Genomic DNA, 21224 nt, shown 5'->3' on the forward strand with positions numbered 1-21224 from the left:
TTAATAAAACGTCGATACATGACAGATATATAATTGATTAAACTTTGTTTTTGAGCAAATAAATATGAGTAATTTTGACCATTCTCAGCATCGAAAAGATTATCTTATTTTATTAGTAATTTGGGTGATAGCATTAGCTATAGATAGAGCTTGGTTTTTATTAGATAACTCAATTCCAGCCTTCGATCAAAGCGCACATTTAGCTACAGCATTACATCATTATAAAGTTTTTCAAAACTTCAATATCTTCTCAGGGAATTGGTGGTTATCTCTGTGGCAATTAACTCCAAGTTATCGCGCTCCTTTTGTATATATTTGCACTGTCCCATTTTTGATATTGTTCGGCCGTGGATATGACCAAGCAAGTTTGGTCAACTTATTGTATACTGCGATGATTATATTTTCAGTATATTATTTAGGTAATTTTTTATTTGAAAATCGAAAAATTAGCATAACTGCCAGTATATTTTGTGTATTATTTCCTATTTTAGGAATTATTCGGACAGATTATTTATTAGATTATGGTTTGACAGCAATTGTTACAGTAACTTTTACAGTCCTGACAATTTGGAAAGATAGTTATATTAGGTTTTGGTCATGGGTGTTAACTATCCTTTTGGGCGTTGGAATAGGTTTAATTTTGTTGGCTAAACCTACAGGTTTTATTTTTATTTTAGTTCCTAGTATTTGGGTATTAATTAGTTTTATTAGAAAACGTAGATTTATCAAACTAATTCAAGCTTGCTTATCTTTGATAATAGCTTGGTTAATTTGTAGTTTTTGGTATGGCTTAAATTGGTTAACAATTATTACATCGGCATTAAATGCTAACCAAGTTGGAAAAAGGGAGGGCGATCCTTCTGCCACAACTATTGCTGGATGGCTATACTATCCACAAATGATCCCAGAAAGCGTTGGTTTCCCAATATTATGTGCGAGTATTGGCATTTTATTGGTTTATCTGATTAAATATAAATTTACTACTAATTCAATTTCAGCGAATCTCCATAAATCGGCTCGAATTTGGTTATTAGTTACCTTAATTAGTAGCTATATAATTTGTTCTTTGGGTACAAATAAAGACATTAGATTTATTCTGCCATGCTTTCCGATAATTAGTTTGATATTGGCGGATTTATTCAATTTATTTGACAATATATATTTTGATAGACTGAGATTAGCCACTTTAGTGTTAAGTTGCATAGTTTTACTAAACAATTTGTTTCCATTGCCCCTAATTCAAGCATGGGGTGGTAGACATTTACCTAATAATGATGCTCAAGAATATCCTTTAGACAAACTTATACATAAAATCACCGAAACCAATTTATATTTAAGGTCGAATTTAGGGGTAATTCCTGTTTCTACACCGCAGATAAATGAGTATACTTTAAATTATTTTGGAGCATTAGCAGATTTTCGCGTATCTGGCAGAAAATTAACAACCAAATTATCTCAGATAGAGCAAGATTTACAATATTTTTGTTGGTATATTACTAGAGATAATGAACCATATAGACCTGGAGAAAGTGGAGAGACTAAAAAGAAATTAAAATCTTTAGTCGAATCTTCTCCTGATTTGAAATTACAGGGCGATTGGATATTACCTCATGGAGATAAAATGCAGTTATATAACTGCAAAAATCCTCCTGTAACTGTTGAAAAAATTAATAATAGCGAGTCTGCAATTAGTCTAGAAAAAGTTGCGATTTATCAGCAATTAATTTTAGATAAAAACAACCCTGTAAACTATGAGATAACAGGTTCATGGAATGATTTGCAAAATGGTATATTACTGCTAAAATGGCAAAATGGCCAATCATCCTGGTATCACGATCATGCCATTGGCTTAGGTAATTTATACTGTGGCATCAAATGTCATCCTGAAGGAACTTTCCGGGTGAAAGAAGCTTTAGCTACATTTATTCCGAAAACACTACCACTAGGAAAATATCAGCTATCAGCACTATATTTAGATAGAAGAAACAACAAAACCACATCTTTAAATTTTCCAGATATCACTGTAAATGTGACAGATGTAGGAACAGTAGAAAAATCGCCAGCTTTAGATTTAGTTACCCGAACTTCACAACTAGCACAAGAGTTACAACAGGGTAAATTAAATAATATCTTTGTGCAGATAGGTCATTTCAATCAATACGATCCCACTCAGGATTATTTAAAACAAATTGATTTCGCGGCTAATTATTATCTGCAAACAGAGCCAAATAATTTAAATTGGCGTTACACTTTAGTTTTATCACAACTTTTACAGCGTCAAGTCCCAGAATTAATCCAAAATTTAAAAGAATTAACTAAATATGATGCTCAAAATCCTTACACATGGATTTATTTAGCTTTTGTTTATTTATATAATTTTCAACCTACACAAGCTGAACCAAAATTAGCGATCGCAGAACAATTAAAACCAGATATACCAGAATTAAAAACTTTAAAAACTGTAACAAATATTATGAAATTTTTGCCACTACAATGGTTTGCTACCAAGGAATAAAAGAAATTCAGATAAAAAGCATTATTGGGATGTAAGTAGCTGTAGTTAAAAATTGACTATTATCAAGACATATAAATAACTTTAGTTGCTGATTGTAAAAATATAAACAAATATTTACAATAAAATAAAAAAAGTAAAATAATGTCAACGAATTTGATAGAAAAAATATATTAAATCTGTCCAAAAGTAGAGATAATTTTTAGAAGACGAAAACAATACAAACCATTTACTTGGATAAGGTTTGATGTCGAGAAACTGTTCCAACTTCAGGGGAGAATTCAGCAAGTGAAGGCTCCGGTGTTATAAACCTGAAGAGTAAATAAAAGGGACTGGGCATGGAAAAGAGGCATCGGGGCAGGGTGCAAAAGGGAAAATTCCCCCTTGCTCCCTTGCTTCTTCCCCAGTTCCCCATACATAGAGAAAAAGTTAAGCGCGAGGACGTAGATTTAGTATGGCTAATAGCAGTGCAATCACCGCAGCACGACACTTGAGTGAAAAGTTACCTTCACCGCTCAAACGTTTAGCAGATTTGGCTTATAACTACTGGTGGAGTTGGAGTGGCGATCGCATCTCCCTATTCCAAAGCATCGATCCCCAAGAATGGGAACGCTGTGGGCATAATCCAGTCGCAATTTTAGAGTCGGCAACTTATGAGCGTTTGACGCAATTAGCAGAAGACCCATTTTATTTAAAGCAGATATCCGCCCTCGCACGTGAGTTTGACCAATACATCAACCAGCAAGATACTTGGGTTAGTCGAGTTGCACCGCAAGTATCCAGAGAGCATCCTATTGCTTACTTTTGCGCCGAATTTGGCATCCATGAATCTCTACCCGTCTACTCTGGCGGCTTAGGAATTCTCGCCGGGGATCACTTAAAATCATCATCAGATTTGGGTGTGCCGTTGGTTGGTGTTGGCTTGTTGTACCGCCAAGGTTATTTTCGGCAACGCTTGAACCGCCAAGGTTGGCAAGAAGATTATTATATTGACAACCCCTTTGACCACATGCCCTTGGAGTTAATTAAAAATGAGCAAGGGGAATCGGTGACTATCGAGTTACAAGTTCGCCAACGGGTTGTAAAAGTGCAAATCTGGCGAGTGCAAGTTGGGCGAGTCACCTTATATTTATTAGATAGCGATCGCCACGATAACGATCCCATTGACCGTTGGCTAACGGGACACCTATACGGCGGTAACTTGGAAACCCGCATCGCCCAAGAAGTCGTTTTGGGAATTGGCGGTGTTCGCGCCCTACACGCCTTGGGAATTGAACCTTCTGTCTATCACCTCAATGAAGGACACGCTGCATTTTGCACCTTAGAAGTTGCGCGGGTAGAAATTGAACGGACTGGTAAATCTTTCTACGACATCGAAGCCAAGGTGCGCAACAGTTGTGTATTCACCACCCATACCCCCGTTCCCGCCGGTCATGATGTCTTCTCGCCCGATTTAATCGACTCCTTCTTTGCCAGCTATTGGCCGCAATTGCGACTTTCGCGGGAACAATTTTTGTCATTGGGTGCAAGGCGATTGGGCGATCCTTGGGAACCCTTTGGGATGACCGTTTTAGCATTGCGGATGTCTCGTGCTTGTAATGGCGTGAGTGAATTGCACGGTCAAGTTTCCCGTAAAATGTGGACAGTTCTCTATCCGCAGCGATCCGAAGATAAGGTACCAATTGGTTACATTACCAATGGCGTTCATGCACCCACTTGGACTGCACCCTTGTTAGGTGACTTATATGAGGAATATTTGGGAGAAGACTGGAAAAATCGCGCCGTCGATCCCAAGATGTGGGCTAAAGTTGACGAGATTCCCGATGAGGAATTGTGGTCGCGGCATCTCATTCTTAAAGAAAGATTGATTGCCTTCACCCGTTATAAGGTAAAGAAATCACGGGAGTTGCGTGGCGAAAATCATCAACTCATTCAAGCAACCGAAAAATTACTCGATCCCAATGTCTTGACCATTGGATTTGCCAGACGCTTCAGCCCTTATAAACGCGGCGATCTGATTTTGCGCGATGCCGAACGCGCACTGAAGATTTTTGGTAATGCTCAACGTCCAGTACAAATTATCTTTGCAGGTAAAGCCCACCCAGCTGATGAAGAAGGTAAGCGGATTATCCAACGCTTGATGGAGTGGTGTCACAATTCCGGGATTATCAACCGAGTTGCCTTTATTGAAGATTACGACATTTACACTGGTCAAAAATTGGTGCAAGGCGTGGATGTTTGGTTAAATAATCCCCGTCGTCCCTTGGAAGCGTCTGGTACGAGTGGGCAAAAAGTCTGTTTTAACGGCGGTCTGAATTGCAGCGTTTTGGATGGCTGGTGGTGCGAAGGCTACCAAACAGGGCCCGATGGTAAAGGAATTAACGGTTGGGCAATTGGTGAAGATGCTCATACTAGCGATCAAGAATTGCAAGATGGGATTGATTCGCGATCGCTTTATCAGCTGTTAGAAGAAGAAATCGTTCCTCTATACTATGACCAAGATGCCCAAGGCATTCCCCATCGTTGGGTGCAGATGATGAAAACGTCCATTAAGACGAATGCGCCGTTATTCAACACCGACAGGATGATTGCCGACTACGTTTCACAGGTGTATGTTCCAGAGATTTCTAAGAGTGTGGAACCGATTTTAGCTAAAGTACTGCTTTAGAGCATTTTTACTTTCCTGGTTAAATAGGGGGCGGGTTTTCTGCCCCTTTTTTTGCTCTTATATCATGTCCGCTTGATTGCTTATTAAACCCGAAGAACCCCACCCCGCCAAAGCTGCACTTTGTCTCCCCTCCCCGCAAGCCTACGGTGTACACACAAGTTATCGAATTACTACCAGTTCTCGAATTACCCCACCCTAACCCTCCCCTTGTAAAGGGGAGGGAACCGGATTTTTCTTGTTTCCCCCCTTTACAAGGGGGGACTAAGGGGGGTAATTCGACTTGTGTGTACACCGTAGCCCCGCAAGCGAGGAGGGGTTGGGGGTGGGGTGTAATGACTGTGGTTAGTATAACTAATTATGCGGACATGATATTAGTATCGCTTGCGATAAGATCGAGAATAAATTCATGCTGTGTTTATGGCAACCCAACTCAGCCAAGCCAAATCACCAATAGAACTGGTAATCTCTTGGGAAGCCTTACCCAAAGATTTTCAACTAGAGGATGAACCAGTGGAGAATACCGGTCAGCCGCTTTTAGCTGGTGCTTTGCGTGAAAGCCTAGAAATCAGTGGATTCATCCAACCCCAGATGTTGATAGCTTCAAACTTTGGTCTTTGTGCGACAGTCAACGAGCAATTTATTGCCAAAGCACCAGACTGGGTTTATGTGCCATCGGTTAATAAAATGGTGGCTAACCGCAAAAGTTATACACCCAATTTAGAAGGAGATATTCCGGCGATCGCTATCGAATTTTTATCCGATACTGAAGGTGGAGAATATTCAGTCAAGCGAACTTATCCACCAGGAAAATGGTTTTTCTACGAGCAAATTTTGCAGATTCCCATCTACGTGATTTTTGAACCTTATGGCGGTTTATTAGAATATTATCAACTGGAAAATAAGCGCTATGAGTTAAAGCAACCTGACGAAAATGGTCGTCATTGGATTGATGTAATGGGCTTATTTTTAGGAACTTGGCAAGGAACAAAAGAAGGTCGCACTGGTTATTGGTTGCGCTGGTGGGATCGAGATGGTAATTTGTTACTGTGGGCTGTAGAACAAATTGAACAAGAACGCCAACGCGCCGAACAAGAACGCCAACGCGCCGAACAAGAACGTCAGCAAAAAGAACGACTGATTACTTATTTGCAATCTCAGGGAATTGATCCGAATAACTTGCCCCCGCTTGAGTAGAGGCAATTCATGAATTGTTCTTACAATCATTATCTGATTGTGTAAAACTAACTAGTTTGCGATAACAATCCTGAATCATTCCTAAAAAACAATATCCCCGAAAAATTTTCCGAAGTCGGGGATCTATGAATTGCAGTTTTCAAAAATAAAATAGGATTGCTATAGAAATCCTATTTTATTATCTGAATGGATACTCATCACTCTGGGAATATCTTTTTGAGTTGAGAAATATAATTGAAGTTGGTTATTTTCCAATCTTCCCATGCATTTTGAATAGCTTCTTTTTGTTCTTGAGTTAACTGCCAAGAAAGTGGAGGATTAATTTTACCACGAGGAAATTTAATAGGAATATGCATAATTTCTATTCCTTTTTGGCAAGATTTATCTTTTAAAAATTGCTGCACTTTTTCCGGCTCATCATGCTTGTAGCCGCATTTATACTTGTCTGTCAAAAGTTCTATATTTAATGTATTGCCTTCGTTCTGTGTATCACTACGAACATTTAATAAAGCGAGCAATGAACCAATAACTTCCATCTGCCATCCCGGAGCGCCTTTTTCTTTTTGGGGATTCTCATCATCAGGAAAAGCATTTATTTGGATTAAAACAACTTTTTTAATTTGGGAAGATTGCTCAGATTCTAATAATTGATTCAGTAAATCTATGGTAGTACCAATACCAAAGTTGTCAAAGTAACCACCATCACCTATATGATAATTCCATCTAGTGTCTTGACTAGGACGACACACAGGAGATACATAAGGAAAAGTGGCAGATAATCTAGCGGCTGTCGTCACATCAATATCATATTCTGGATAAAGGGTATTAAAATCTATAGATTTGCAATCCTTATGCGGACTAAAAGTCATTGGACTAACTAAAAAACGCCTTCCATCTTCAACTAAAGTTGCATTAAAAATAGGAATAGGAATAATTCCTTGGTCAATTTTGTCACTCCAGCTACCTAAACTTGCATCAGGATTTTTCATTTCCCCTTTCCAATCTATTTCGATAGCAGTACCACGGTCTTGTTCAGTTGTAGTATCTTTCTCTTTCTCTTTTGGTAAGACAAAAGGTAAACCAATAAAACGAAGTAAATCTGGATAAGCAAATCCCCAACCTGTAGCATCCAAACTATCTTCTGTAGCGCTTTTAAAAATCTGTTTTAATTGATTTTCTTCTGGATAACCCCGTTCTCCAAATCTATCCAAATAAAACATTGTACCGACAGAACCACCAGAAACTGAGCTTATCCAACCAATAGCTTTGGTAAATTTAGATCCAAGTTCTTGCTGTAAACCAGTCAAAACTTTAGCTGTCCATCCAGATGCTTGAATACCTCCACCACTAGCACAAACTACTACTAAAGTTTTATCTTCAGTTTGTTGATTTTTCAAACGTTGAGAGATAACGTCAATCCACTTTTCTTTTGTTGGTTTTAGCCAGTTATTTTTTGAGTATATTTTATAAAAATGGTCTACCTGAAAAATAGCATAAGAAACAGATGAAATTGCTAAAAATAATAGCAATGTGGGAATGCGAGACACGTCAACAAAGTAAGAAATTCCTCCTATCCACACTACAATAACTGACAAAATGAGAGTTATATAAAAAAGAGCAGGAGCTTCAAATCTATTACTAATTGGGCGAGGTTTCAAGATAAAATAACCTAACCCATAAACAATTAATAAAAAAATTGAAAATACTGTTATTGCAGCAATTCCATAAGATAAATTCCCATTTACATCTACATAACCCCTTTGTATTCTTTCTGGTAAAAAATAAATTATTTTTAATAAAGCCTGTTTTAAAAATTGATTGTGTTCAAAAAAATACTTGTTAAAGTAATTGGTTATTAGCAATAAAGCTCCTGCAATCATGCCAAATATAATTCCCCAACCTTCCCAGCTACGATCTGCTTCTTGTATTTCTTTTTTAGAAAGCTGAGTCGCCTTGATGCCAATTGGAAGACTTAAGATAATAGCGATTAAATATTGGAGAAATACTGGAATTATTTGCTGCTGAGGTACATCAAAACGAAAATGGGAATTATACAAGATGATATCGAAAACTTGTATCGTAGCCAGTCCTGCTAAAACTGCACCTCCAATAACTAAAACCAATTGATTATTAGCGCGAAGTACAAATAAGTTTTTTAAAATTGCTGATAAACCAGAATTCACTGAAATTGTTGGCAATAATAATAGCAATAAACCAACAATTATAGGTACTCGCAAAAAGAAAATATATTGCAATACACTGTAGAAATTTTGTAGCATTAAACTCAAGAATGCTAGTCCCAACCACAAGACAATGCCGTTAAAAACCTGTTGTTTTTTGTTCATAACAAATCTCTGTAAATCTACAAAAATTTAATTGTTTTTGTTCATATTGGCTTATATCTTGCACCCAGCTTTCAGATAAATGAGATTGAAGAATAATTCAGGAGTCACAATTTAGGAGTGGAGCCGGAGACGCTCCACCTTTGCTCATTCCGGTAAGAATGAAGACGCTTGTGGACTCGCTCTAAAAGCAAGATATAAGCCAATAAAGTTTGATACACAAGAAGATATCAAAATTCCGCAAAAGTGATTATGAAGTTATATTTATACCAATCCTCTAAAATCTGGCAACAGATTCAAACCCCGAAACCCAGATCCTAGCTGACTTTCTTAATTACGAATTGGTATTAGTTAAGTATTAAGAAGTACTAAATATGTATTGATACCAGAGTCTAAAAAATATCAAAAATAAGCAGATTTTATCACCCAAGTAAATAATCCAAGTTGCAGCGGTTATACTTTTGGGCTAATTGATAAGTATGGGTTAATTGCCTGGATTCGTTCGCGAAATATATAGCTCTCCAGGCTTTTACCTGATTTTAATCTTCAAGCATTTCCAACAATTGCGTCTCACTTAACTGCGTAATTCCCAAGGAAATTGCTTTGTCTAACTTGGAACCGGCATCTTCTCCTAACACTAAATAATCAGTTTTTTTACTCACTGAATCAGTTACTTTTCCCCCAGCTTTTTGAATCAAAGCCTTCACTTCATCTCGCTTCAAGGTTGGCAATGTACCTGTAATTACAAAAGTTTTACCTGCAAATTTTTGATTACCATCCCCAACTATTTTTGTTTCCTCAGTAGCAGTTAATTGCAATCCTTCTGCTTGTAAGCGTTCTATCAACCTTTGGTTAGCATCAATCCGAAACCACTGATACACAGATTGGGCAATTTCAGCACCAATACCATAAATGCCTTCAATATCTGATTGCTTTGCTGCTGCTAACTGCTCTACAGTAAAATATTTCTGAGTTAACAATTGAGCGTTGACACTGCCAACATGACGGATGCCTAAACCATACAATACCCTTGACCAAGGTTGATTTTTTGACTGGGCGATCGCATCCACTAATTTCTCTGCCGACTTTTTCCCCATCCTTTCTAATTCACATAATTTCTCTGCTGTCAACTCATATAAATCGGCAACACAATCCACTAAACCTTTATCAACGAGTTGATACACTAGCTTTTCGCCCATACCTTTAATATCCAAGGCATCACGACTTACCCAATGTTCAATGGAACCTTTAAGAATCGCCGCACAGGAAGCATTGACGCATCGAGTCACCGCCTCACCTGATTCTCGCACCACCAATTGGCCGCAGACTGGACAATGGGTGGGCATAAGGAAGGGTTCGGTGTCAGCGGGACGGAGTTCTTTGATTACCCTCAGCACTTCTGGAATGATTTCCCCAGCTTTGCGGACGATGACAGTATCGCCAATGCGGATATCTAATTGAGCAATGCGATCGCTATTATGTAAAGTGGCGCGGGAAACTGTTGTTCCCGCCAGCTGCACTGGGCGCATCTCTGCTAATGGCGTTAACGCCCCCGTTCTACCAACATTTACAGCAATATTTTCTACACGGGTAGGTGCTTCTTCGGCGGGGTACTTTAAGGCTACTGCCCACCGGGGGAATTTTTGCGTAAATCCTAGCTGTTCTTGCAGTTTAAAAGAATTCAGCTTTACTACTACCCCATCAGTCATGTAAGGTAAATTCAGCCGTTCCGTATCCCAGTATTCGTAATATTTTGCCACTTCTGCGATCGAAGCACAGAGTTTGTGTTTGGGGTTGACTCGAAAACCCATCTTTTCCAACAACTCCAACGCTTCCCATTGGGTATTAGCAATACTGGTGTCATCCCTACCAGGAATGTGCAAGGTGTAGCCAAAGAAATCTAAGCGCCGTTTAGCCACAATGCGGGAATCTAGTTGCCTGAGTGTACCAGCTGCGGCATTGCGGGGATTGGCAAATAATTGCTCGCTGGCTTTTTGCCTTTCCTCGTTGATTTGTTTAAATACTTCCAACGGCAAAAACGCCTCGCCTCGCACTTCCACCCTTTCGAGAATTTCTAACCCTTCAAAATTCAAACGTAAGGGAATTGAGCGAATTGTTCGCACATTTTGGGTAATATCTTCACCCGTTACCCCATCACCCCTAGTTGTCCCTCTAACTAGAATGCCATTTTGGTAAGTAAGAGCCAAAGCAGAACCATCAATTTTAAGTTCAGTGACATATTCCACTGCATCTATTTTCGGTACTTGTCGCCGCCAACGCTGATCCCATGCTTGCAACTCATCAATATTGAATGCATTCTCCAGACTATACAAGGGGATATTGTGCCGCACCGAGGTAAACTGCGTTGCCGGTCTCTCACCCACGCGCTGAGTCGGACTATCGGGTGCTGTCAATTCTGGATATTGAGTTTCGAGTTGTTGCAATTCTCGATATAGCTGGTCATAGACTGCATCCTCCATGATTGGAGCATCTAGGACGTAATAAGCATAGCTGGCTTGTTGCAATAACTGGCGCAATTCTTCTGTGCGCTTTACTTCAGGCTTAATCTGTGTCATAAAATTATAAAATATCTAAGACAAGGCTAACAAATCATACATTTGTACTATACAAAATTTTGGCTTTTGAGCCATATCCCTCGCTACCTAATACTTGCATAGGGCGATCGCATCGCAAACTTCAGTAGGAAGCTTCCCCTGAGTACTAAGTATAATTCCACAGGTAAATAATTGAGAGCGATCGCGAGTTAATAAATCGCTATATAAAAGAATGTAGAGCCGTAGCATTGCTCACAAGTGTCAACTTAAGCTGAAAGCCTTTTCAAATCTCGTTTCCAGCCTCTGGGCTGAAAATGCACTTCAATTGCGGCTCTGCCTCTAATATCATGTCCGGTTAATTAGTTATAATTTCCGTCATCTATGCAGAAACCGGAAAACCCTCTTTCCCCCTGCCCCCTGCCCCCTGCGTTCTTAATGATAAGTCTTTCACCGGACATGATATAAGACAGCATTCCCAGTCTGAGCAGGGGAACGAGACAACGAGACAATACATAAAAGCTGGTTTTAGGCAGGCTTTCACGTTAAGTTGACACTTATGAGCAATGCTACGGCTCTACAAAGGTAATAACGCATATTTAATTTCACCAGAGTCTATTAAAGGATGTCTGAAAACTTTTTAGTGTTGTATTCGAGACTTGTAGATCCCCCTAAATCCCCCTTAAAAAGGGGGACTTTTAGAAGTTTTCCCCACTTTTCAAGGGGGGCTAGGGGGGATCGGACGAAATATTTAATACTTCTCAGACATCCTCTTAGAGAACTGAGTTGAGTAGCTGTGAATAAGCGAAATTATCTTTAGGATGGGGCATCGCCCCACCCCAAATTGTTATCCAATTACCTCAGCAGTCTTCTTCTTATCCAACTTGAGAATCAACACACCCAAAGGTGGCAAACATAAATCCAGTGAATAAGGATGACTGTGCAAAGACCAATCATCCGTCCATTTACCACCTAAGTTGCCCATATTGCTGCCGCCATACTGACGCGCATCACTATTGAACAACTCTGTATAAAATCCCTTTTGCGGTACACCGATGCGGTAGTGAGAATGGGGTTGCGGTGTAAAATTGCAAACAACGACCGCAAAATCATCAGAATCCTTGTCACGACGCATGAAGGCAACTACACTATGGCGGTTATCGCTACAGTCAATCCACTCAAAGCCAGGTTCTGCAAAATCCTGGGTGTACAAAACTGGTTCAGAACGGTAAAGATAATTCAAATCGTGGAAAAACGTTTTTAACTGTTGGTGGGCTTCATGCTGCAATAAATGCCACTCCAAATCTGTCCAATCATTCCACTCACTCCACTGCCCAAACTCCATGCTCATAAACATGGTTTTCTTGCCTGGGTGAGCAAACATATAGGTAAATAAACAACGCACACTAGCTAACTTTTGCCATGTATCTCCCGGTATTTTACCGATGATATTGCTCTTGCCATGCACGACTTCATCGTGAGACAGGGCTAGCATAAAGTTTTCGCTGTGGTTGTACCACATACTAAAGGTGATATTGTTTTGGTGGAACTGGCGGAACCAGGGGTCCATGCTGAAGTAATCCAGCATATCGTGCATCCAGCCCATATCCCACTTCAAGTTAAAACCCAGTCCGCCTGTATAGGTAGGCCAAGATACCATTGGCCAAGAAGTGGATTCTTCAGCAATTGAGAGAACACCGGGGAAATAGCTAAAGATAATGTTATTTACCTGACGTAGAAAATCTGCTGCTTCTAGGTTTTCTCTGCCACCGTACTGATTGGGCAGCCATTCTCCTGGTTCGCGGCAATAGTCGTTATAGAGCATCGAGGCAACAGCATCGACACGAACCCCGTCAATGTGGTACTTGTCAAACCAGAAGAGAGCATTTGCTGCTAAGAAATTACTAACTTCATGGCGACCGTAATTGAACACCAAAGTACCCCATCCTTTATGTTCGCCTTTACGGGGGTCAGCGTGTTCGTACAAATGGCTACCATCAAAGAAAGCTAAACCATGTCCATCTTTGGGGAAGTGACCAGGAACCCAATCTACAATTACCCCTATATCATTTTCGTGACATTTGTCAATAAAATACATCAAATCTTCGGGTCTGCCAAAACGCGAGGTAGGGGCATAGTAACCAGTTACTTGATAACCCCAAGAACCATCAAAGGGATGCTCTGCAATGGGCAGCATTTCTATGTGGGTGTATCCTAATTCTTTGACATAGGGAATGAGTCGGTCAGCAAGTTCTCGGTAGGTAAGGAAACGTGCGCCCGGCTTTAGTCCAGAAACGACAACTACAGGTTGAGTTTCACCATTGGGAAGTTTAGCTGGTTCTGCACTCGAAGCGTGTAACCAAGAGCCTAAATGCACTTCGTAAACTGAAACTGGTTGAGTTAGGGGGTCAGTGTGTCGCCGCTTTTGCATCCAGCCTTCGTCATCCCAACTGTAAGCATCTAAATCAGTGACAATGGATGCCGTTTTCGGGCGAACTTCTTGCTGGAAACCGTAGGGATCGGATTTTTCGTAAATGTGTCCTTCAAAATTTTTGATTTCATATTTGTAATGCTCTCCCACACCGATTTCAGGAATAAATAATTCCCAAATTCCAGTGCGGCCTTTACGCATCTGATGTTTACGCCCATCCCAGAGGTTGAAATCTCCTAATAATGAAACATTACGAGCGTTAGGTGCCCAAACAGCAAAATAAACACCTTTAACGCCATCTATTTCCGTAGGGTGCGCTCCCAGTTTTTCGTATATCCGGTGATGGTTGCCTTCACTAAACAAATGCAAGTCAAAGTCTGTCAAGTTGGGAGAACAGAAAGCGTAAGGGTCATAGATGACACGCTCATGTTCTCCTTCTTTAATCCGTAACTGGTAGTTTGCCAGTTCTGGAGTGTCAATCGTGCATTCAAAAAAGTGGGGATGATGCACTGTTTGCATTGGGTATTCTTTACGTTGTTCAGGAAGAACGACCCATGCTGCATTTGCATTTGGTAGGTAGGCCCGTACAGCCCAGACAGTTTTGCCGTCTTGCTCTATAGGATGAGAACCTAGTATTTCAAAGGGATCGTTATGCTGATTCCAAACGATGCTGTTAACCTGTTCAGGGGCGATCGTGGTCATGGACATGAAGCTACCTAAGTGAAATAACGTGATTGACTAAATCTACTTTTTTAATATCTATATATATTCTTTACATTTATTTGCAATTTTGTCGCCACCGTTATCCTACATCATAATAGGGCATTGGGCATTGGGCATGGGGCATTGGGCATTGGATAAATGACTAATGACTAATGACGAATTTATCAAAAATTTAAAAATGGGAAAAACTGGAGTAACGTTTTACGTATACGAAGCAAGAAAATCTGTTCCCGAATTTTGGGGTCTAATTTTGGGGGCGGGGCAAGTTGGAGCTGCGCTTGTAATTGAATATATTCGGCAGCTGTTAGAGATTTTCCATCAATAGGCGATCGCGCTTCTATAATAATCTTTGTCCGTAATATTTCTTCTGGGGTATCCTCTGGTGGCGGTAATGCTATTACTGCCGATCTCCAATAGTTACTTAAAAAAATCAAAGTAGCACTAATTACTATTAAGCTCAGTAATTTTATAGATTTTCTCGTTTTAACTCTCCTCATCTCCTGAACTACGTTCGCAACGCAGGATGAAAATCTGTTTTTTTCATACCCAAATTTTCCCAATAAAAATCTGGCAATATCAAGGGAGATTTCCAAGTCTTTCTGATCCGGAATAGACTACAGGAATGCTCAAGAGCAATTGCCAGCGATCGCGATAAATTATTTTACCCTCTCACAACTCAGTAGTATAAGTAATTTAAAATGCCAAATGAATAGCTTAGATTAACTCAACTCCCTTGGACTGAGAACAAGGTTTGAGCGGGCGGGACTTTCACAAGGACACTTGGTAGAGGACATAACCCTCTTTACCATACTTAAGTGCTGAGTGCTGAGTTTTGAAGTTGAGTACTCAGTACTTTCGCAGTCTAGCAAAAGCCCCGCCCCTCTCTGCGAGACGCTGCGCGAACGTGGGCGGTCTTTTAACTCAGCACTCGGAACTAGGAACTCAGCACTCAGCACTCAGTGTCCTTTATTTCCTGCCCTACTTAGTTGATATTTGAGCAAACTCTCGGCTCTGATAAACCAGCATAAAAATGAGGTTTTTTCGTGAACCCAATTAATTCGAGTAATACTTCGAGCTATATAGTGAGGAATGCTGTCACTAAGTAGTTCTGGGCGCGATTTAAACTAAAGTTTAAGATGCCTTATTTAGGTTTAGCGGGAGTAGTCGCTCCAGGAGTCGCTGCGGGAGTCGCTGCGGGAGTCGCTGCGGGGGTAGCGGCAGGAGTAGTCTTAACAGCAGGTGCATCAGTTGGTTCACCTGTAGCGGCTGGAGTAGCAGTACCAGCACCATCACCACCACCACCTTCACAGGCCCCAAGAATTGCAGCCAGACTTAACATTAAAGCAAAACCAAAGATTTTTGTTTTCATAACTCCTCTTTCACCAATTGTGGCTAGAATAATTTTTCGCCTGTTGAATACGATACCGTATTTATTGCTTTTTTTAAATTCTGCGAGATTACATACTTAAAAAAAACAATCCTTTGGGGTATTGTTTTTGGAATTACGTATCCTGATTAGTTTCTCTTAACTCAGGAGCAAAACGAAAAATACCAACTTATTTAGCAAACGGAGCTATGATAGCAAAAAATTTTATTTTTTTCACAGAGTATTGCATCTGGCTACCTGAGGTTGCCATACTTTAGGTGCGATACCTAAAAGGTAAGCTGTCCAGTTTCTAATCGCTAATTGCAAACATTGCATATCTAGGGGATGCAAACATTGATACAGCTACCTATCAGAAAAGTTAAAAGGGTATAGTCTGTGATGTGTGCTGGTTGTACAGAAGGTAATTTAAACCTTAGCAAAACAGACAATCAATCTAAAAGTGCAGTATTTTCCATCTAAAAAATTTAAAAATTTATGGTAGTTGCTCGTAAATCTACTGTTTCTACAAGGGGTAATTGGTTCCGGCGAGATTCTATCCTTTCTTTAGGAAGGCGACGTTCTGCGCCTATGGAGTCAGCAGCAGGGAGTGCTTCTATACCAGTATCGTCTTCAAGACAACAGCGTTCCTCGAAAAATTTAACGGTTTCTGCCACAAATAAGGCAGTTATAGCTAAATCGGTGAAAGAATTGGGTAGACAACAATTACCAAATCTCAATGAACAGTTGAATGCGAAGCAAAAGAGTCCGGAGGAAGGTTTTCTTGGGCTTCCCACAATGCCTAATTCTGGAGCTGCACCTTTGTGGTTGCTGCGCTTGTATACTTTTCATCGTTATTCGTCAGTTGTGGCGTTCTTGTTAGTAGCATCGACACTTGCTGTTTATGGTTGGACAGTCTATTCTCAAGAGCTTTGGGGTCAGTCATATCGCAGACTGCAAAGCCTCCAACGTCATGAACGGCTGCTAACGACAACCAACGCGACGCTGAAAAATAAAATGGCTAATGAAGCAGAACAACCAACAGCAGGGCTGGTATCACCAACTCCTGAAGGGATGATTTTCTTGCCTCCAGCATCTGGGAGTCCTAAATCAGCATCGCCTAACACAACGCCAAATTCTGAAACCCAACCGCAAACACTCTCGCCACTGGGATACTAATCTCTAAGAGTCATTTGTCATTTGTCATTAGTCATTAGGACTGAGACTTCTGGTTAATCACAAAAGGCAACAGACAAAGACAAAGGACGAACCCAATGCAGAAGTCACCAAGCAAAACAAAATTCAGAAAGTTTCGGAATCCAAAATTTACAGGGCGACACAAGGGTGATAAACGAGGGTTTTTGGGAAAATTAGCCTCTAATATGCAAGACCAAACATCCAACACTAAGTCGCGACTGTTCCTCGTCTGGGGCGTATTAATGGCATCAGGGTTGGGGTTGGCTATTAACTTGTATAATCTCCAAATTGTCAAGGGGCCAAAGTTAACTGAGTATGCACGCAATCAGCAAATGGTGAATGTGCGACCTTTTATGCCCCGTCGCCCAGTGGTAGATCGCAATAGCGATCTGTTGGCTATTGACCGCCCTGTATATACTTTGTATGCTCATCCCAAGCTGTTTGATAAGTCTAATGAAGATATGGCAGAGCGACTTGCCCCAATTTTGGCAAAAGACACTGCTGAATTGGTGAAAACTTTTCAAAGCAAAAGAAGCGGAATTATACTTGCGCCAGCCTTACCAGAAGAAATTATCGATCGCGTCATTTCTTTGCGCTTAAATGGCTTGGAGTGGGCTCAAAAATACTCCCGATATTATCCGCCAGACGATTTGGTTGCTGATGTGGTGGGCTACGTGGACATTGACCGTCGCGGTCAAGCTGGTGTGGAATACTCTCAAGAGAAGTTGCTAGAACGTCCTGTGCAAACGGTGCGGCTCAGTCGGTCGGGAAATGGAACCTTGATGCCGGATCGGGCGCCCGAAGGTTTTTTGCATTTTGACGATTTGCGATTACAACTGACTATCGATAGCCGTCTGCAACGAATTGCTCGGATTGCGCTCAAACAACAGATGCAGAAGTTTGCCGCCAAACGTGGAGCGGTAATTGTCATGGATGCATTGGATGGTTCCTTACTCGCCCTGGTTTCTCAGCCTACTTATAATCCTAATGAATATGCTAAATCTGATATTTCACTATTTAAAAATTGGACAGTAGCGGATCTTTATGAACCGGGATCGACTTTTAAGCCTTTGAATGTGGCGATCGCTCTGGAAAATGGCATCATCAAACCAGATGATATGTTTAATGACTCCGGTTCGATTCGAGTCGCTAATTACACCATCAAAAATGCGATGAATAATGGTAATGGGCGAATCAGCATCGCTCAGATTTTGCAATATTCTAGCAATATTGGCATGGTGCAAATTATCCAACGTTTAAAGCCTTCAATTTACTACAACTGGTTAGAACGCTTAGGGCTAGGACAAAAAGTTGATACAGATTTGCCTTTTGAAGTCGGCGGAAGGCTCAAAAGTCAAGAAGAATTTATCGCTTCGCCAATTGAACCGGCTACTACTTCCTTTGGACAAGGCTTTTCTATGACACCCTTACAGCTAGTGCAAATGCACGGTGCTTTAGCTAATGGCGGTAAGTTAGTTACACCCCATGTAGTTCGCGGGTTGATTGATAGCAAAGGGCAGATGCATGATTCACCCACTCACACTATCCCCCGGCAAATTTTCTCAACCGCAACAACTCAAAAGGTTGTGGAAATGATGGAAACTGTTGTTACTCAAGGCAGCGGTAAGCCGGCACAAATTCCGGGATATCGCATTGCTGGTAAAACTGGTACAGCCCAAAAAGCTAGTCCCAATGGCGGATACATCAAGGGTGCGAGAATGACCAGTTTCGTGGCTATTTTACCCGTGGAATCTCCTCGCTATGTAGTGTTTGCACTGGTAGATGAGCCAAAAGGAGAAAGTGCTTATGGTTCTACTGTCGCCGCGCCAATTGTGAAGTCGGTAATCGAAGCACTGATTCCTCTTGAGCAGATTCCGCCCAGTAAGACAATTGAGGAACAGAAAGGAGTGCCGTAGGGAGTGGCAAGGGAGACAAGGGGACAAGGGAGACAAGGGGACAAGGGAGACAAGGGGGAATTATTGAAGTCTCTCCCAAGTCTCCCCCCTCTTCCTTGTCTACCTTGTCTCTTCTCAATGCCCAATGCCCAATGCCCAATGCCCAATGCCCAATTCCCAATGCCCAATGCCCAATGCCCCAAAACTTAATCTTTCTCTATAACCAGGGAAAGAGGTACAGAAAGCTACTGGTGTGGAAACCTAGATATTAGAGGTGAAAGTAATTTATCACTTTTCTAAAGCTACCGAAGATTTCATGCAAAGCAATTTACTTATATTTCCTAATGCTGGGGCTACGAAAAATAGCACCCCAACTGAAGAAAAAACAATTACCAAGTACGACCGTGCTGAGAAGCAATTTATAGAACTGCTAGCAATGGAGGATTTGGATCGTCAACTGGATGCAAAACCTTCAATAGCCAGTGAGTTTGAACAGGCGCTCTCTATGGCAATTGGGGCTGCTTATGGAAACGATCGCTCTGATGAACAGGCTCACCGTTTTCTTCAACGGATACTTTATCGAATTAATCGCCTAAAGCTGTTTTGGTACGACGATTTGCGGCATTATAACAATGAGCGATCGCTTTACTTGTCCTCATGTCGCGACCAAATTGAAGCTGCTTGGCAACAGTGGGAACTGGCACAATTCGATGTGGCTGCACTGCAACAATTAGATGTAAAACAAGCTCTAATTGAGCGCACATCTGCCGATTTAGATCCGCTTTTGTCACAGAGTAGCCGCTACATTCGTGAGGAAATGACTGAATCTGGCTATCGTCACCTGCTAGCGATCGGCTCCTTTGATGGCTTGGTTGAAGCTAGTCATCTTTCCCGCATTTTGGGTGGTGTTGCTAATGAAGTGCAATGTACGCTGATGCGAGTATTAATAGAAGAATACGGCAATGGTCGTTTATCTCGCAAGCACTCTACTTTTTTTGCCCAAATGCTTGCTGAGTTTGGAATGAACACTGAACCAGAGGCATATTTCGATTTAGTACCTTGGGAAGTTTTGGCTTCTACCAATCATAATTTTTTGATGACTGAGCGCAAACGCTATTTCCTGCGTTATAGCGGCGGTTTGACCTATTTTGAGGTGGCTGGCCCTGCGGTTTACAAAAATTATATGGTGGCGGCGCAACGGCTCTTACTCTCAGAAGTAGCAGTGGGTTATTGGGAACTACACATCAGGGAAGATGAACGCCACGGCCGTTGGATGTTAGATGATGTGGCTTTGCCGTTAGCAGAACGATATCCCAATGATGCATGGGAATTGCTGCTTGGGTACGATCAGCAGAAACTCATGAGCGATCGCGCCGGGACGGCTGTTGTGCGATCGATACGCGAAGCAGAATAAGCCGCCTTATTCCTATGAGCAATCTAAAAAATCAAAATAGCAAGTTATTATTAGCCTTTTAATTTGACATCTTTAAATCATTTTATTGCTAATTCACTTGCGCTCAGATTTCTTTAGCAAAGGATTGCTAAAGGAAAACTTTTTATTGCCTGAATACAAGGTAATAGACAACCACCTATTACATTGATTATACCTTACACCTGGAAGTGCAATCAAATGAAAGATATCTTTTTTTGCCCAGAAGAATCTAATTTCTACTCAAACTGCTTAGAAAGCTTTGTTATCAGAAATTGTAAAAATTCCGAATCTATTGTGGAGTTTGGTTCAGGAGATGGTAGCCCTGTAATTAATTCTTTATTAAGAAACAACTTTGATGGTGTCATCCAGGGATTTGAATTAAATACTTCTGCATGGAAAGTTGCAAATTCAACCATTGATGAATACAATCTCACTAATAAATACATCATCCACAATTCGTCTTTGTTTAATTCTTCTCAACCCGATGCCGAGTATCTTGTAGCTAATCCGCCCTATCTACCTGCACCAGATAACGATATTTATATGCCACTTTTATTTGGGGGTGTAGATGGAGCCACAGTTACCAATGAACTTTTATCGTTAGATTATGAAAATGTATTGGTTTTAATATCTAGCTTTTCTAACCCAATCAATACCTTGAACATAGCAAAACAAAATGGTTATTATGTTCAAAACTTCATGGTGTTACCTTTAAAGTTCGGCTACTATAGCTCTGACCCCAAGGTAAAGAAGCACATCGAAAAACTCCAAAAAAATCAGATGGCATTTTATTCTGGCGATTATTATTTTTTAGCTGGAGTTTTATTTAAAAAATGCCAGGGTTCTGTAGTTGATTTATCTAATCAATTAGCTCAGGTGATGACTAGTTTGTGAAATATCAAGAACAATTTAAGT

At 40.7% G+C, this 21224-nt stretch carries 13 protein-coding genes; 7 read left to right on the top strand and 6 right to left on the bottom strand.

Features of this window, described 5'->3' with window-relative positions:
- The first annotated feature begins 64 nt into the window (after positions 1-64).
- The 3 genes from RM049_RS14210 (at position 65) to RM049_RS14220 (ending at position 6374) form a co-directional block, all read left to right on the top strand.
- Positions 65-2515, top strand: a complete 2451-nt coding sequence (locus RM049_RS14210) for a hypothetical protein (RefSeq protein ID WP_322704600.1) — start codon at positions 65-67, stop codon at positions 2513-2515.
- A 451-nt stretch (positions 2516-2966) separates the two neighbouring features.
- Complete coding sequence (glgP, locus tag RM049_RS14215) at positions 2967-5180, top strand: alpha-glucan family phosphorylase (protein ID WP_322682532.1); 2214 nt, start codon at positions 2967-2969, stop codon at positions 5178-5180.
- Between the two features lie 417 nt (positions 5181-5597).
- Positions 5598-6374 carry a Uma2 family endonuclease gene (locus RM049_RS14220; RefSeq protein WP_322701997.1) on the top strand — a complete coding sequence of 259 codons (777 nt, stop codon included), beginning with the start codon at positions 5598-5600 and terminating at the stop codon, positions 6372-6374.
- A gap of 197 nt (positions 6375-6571) precedes the next feature.
- Here the strand turns inward: RM049_RS14220 and RM049_RS14225 are convergent, their stop codons facing one another.
- From RM049_RS14225 to RM049_RS14250, 6 genes are all read right to left on the bottom strand, one after another.
- The gene (locus tag RM049_RS14225; RefSeq protein WP_322704601.1) at positions 6572-8719 is read right to left on the bottom strand and encodes a hypothetical protein; all 2148 of its coding nucleotides are present in this window, start codon (positions 8717-8719) and stop codon (positions 6572-6574) included.
- 536 nt (positions 8720-9255) lie between these two features.
- Positions 9256-11292, bottom strand: coding sequence for an NAD-dependent DNA ligase LigA (gene ligA, locus RM049_RS14230; protein WP_322704602.1), 2037 nt, complete (start codon positions 11290-11292; stop codon positions 9256-9258).
- 87 nt (positions 11293-11379) lie between these two features.
- On the bottom strand, positions 11380-11520 hold the full coding sequence (locus RM049_RS14235; protein ID WP_322682528.1) for a hypothetical protein: 141 nt from the start codon (positions 11518-11520) through the stop codon (positions 11380-11382).
- A gap of 595 nt (positions 11521-12115) precedes the next feature.
- A complete protein-coding gene (glgB, locus tag RM049_RS14240) occupies positions 12116-14407 on the bottom strand; it encodes a 1,4-alpha-glucan branching enzyme (RefSeq protein WP_322704603.1) in 2292 nt (763 codons plus the stop codon).
- Between the two features lie 179 nt (positions 14408-14586).
- The gene (locus RM049_RS14245; RefSeq protein ID WP_322669538.1) at positions 14587-14919 is read right to left on the bottom strand and encodes a hypothetical protein; all 333 of its coding nucleotides are present in this window, start codon (positions 14917-14919) and stop codon (positions 14587-14589) included.
- Between the two features lie 644 nt (positions 14920-15563).
- Positions 15564-15791, bottom strand: coding sequence for a hypothetical protein (locus RM049_RS14250; RefSeq protein WP_322669539.1), 228 nt, complete (start codon positions 15789-15791; stop codon positions 15564-15566).
- 492 nt (positions 15792-16283) lie between these two features.
- Between RM049_RS14250 and RM049_RS14255 the strand changes: the two genes are divergently transcribed.
- The 4 genes from RM049_RS14255 to RM049_RS14270 all read left to right on the top strand — a co-directional run bounded on the left by RM049_RS14255 (position 16284) and on the right by RM049_RS14270 (position 21203).
- The gene (locus RM049_RS14255; RefSeq protein ID WP_322704604.1) at positions 16284-16964 is read left to right on the top strand and encodes a hypothetical protein; all 681 of its coding nucleotides are present in this window, start codon (positions 16284-16286) and stop codon (positions 16962-16964) included.
- Between the two features lie 95 nt (positions 16965-17059).
- On the top strand, positions 17060-18898 hold the full coding sequence (locus RM049_RS14260) for a penicillin-binding protein 2 (RefSeq protein WP_322704605.1): 1839 nt from the start codon (positions 17060-17062) through the stop codon (positions 18896-18898).
- Positions 18899-19193: 295 nt separating this feature from the next.
- Positions 19194-20291, top strand: a complete 1098-nt coding sequence (locus tag RM049_RS14265) for an iron-containing redox enzyme family protein (RefSeq protein ID WP_322704606.1) — start codon at positions 19194-19196, stop codon at positions 20289-20291.
- 216 nt (positions 20292-20507) lie between these two features.
- On the top strand, positions 20508-21203 hold the full coding sequence (locus tag RM049_RS14270) for an SAM-dependent methyltransferase (RefSeq protein WP_322669543.1): 696 nt from the start codon (positions 20508-20510) through the stop codon (positions 21201-21203).
- Positions 21204-21224 lie beyond the last annotated feature (21 nt).

The organism is Nostoc sp. DedQUE04, assembly GCF_034530995.1.
GTDB lineage: Bacteria > Cyanobacteriota > Cyanobacteriia > Cyanobacteriales > Nostocaceae > Nostoc.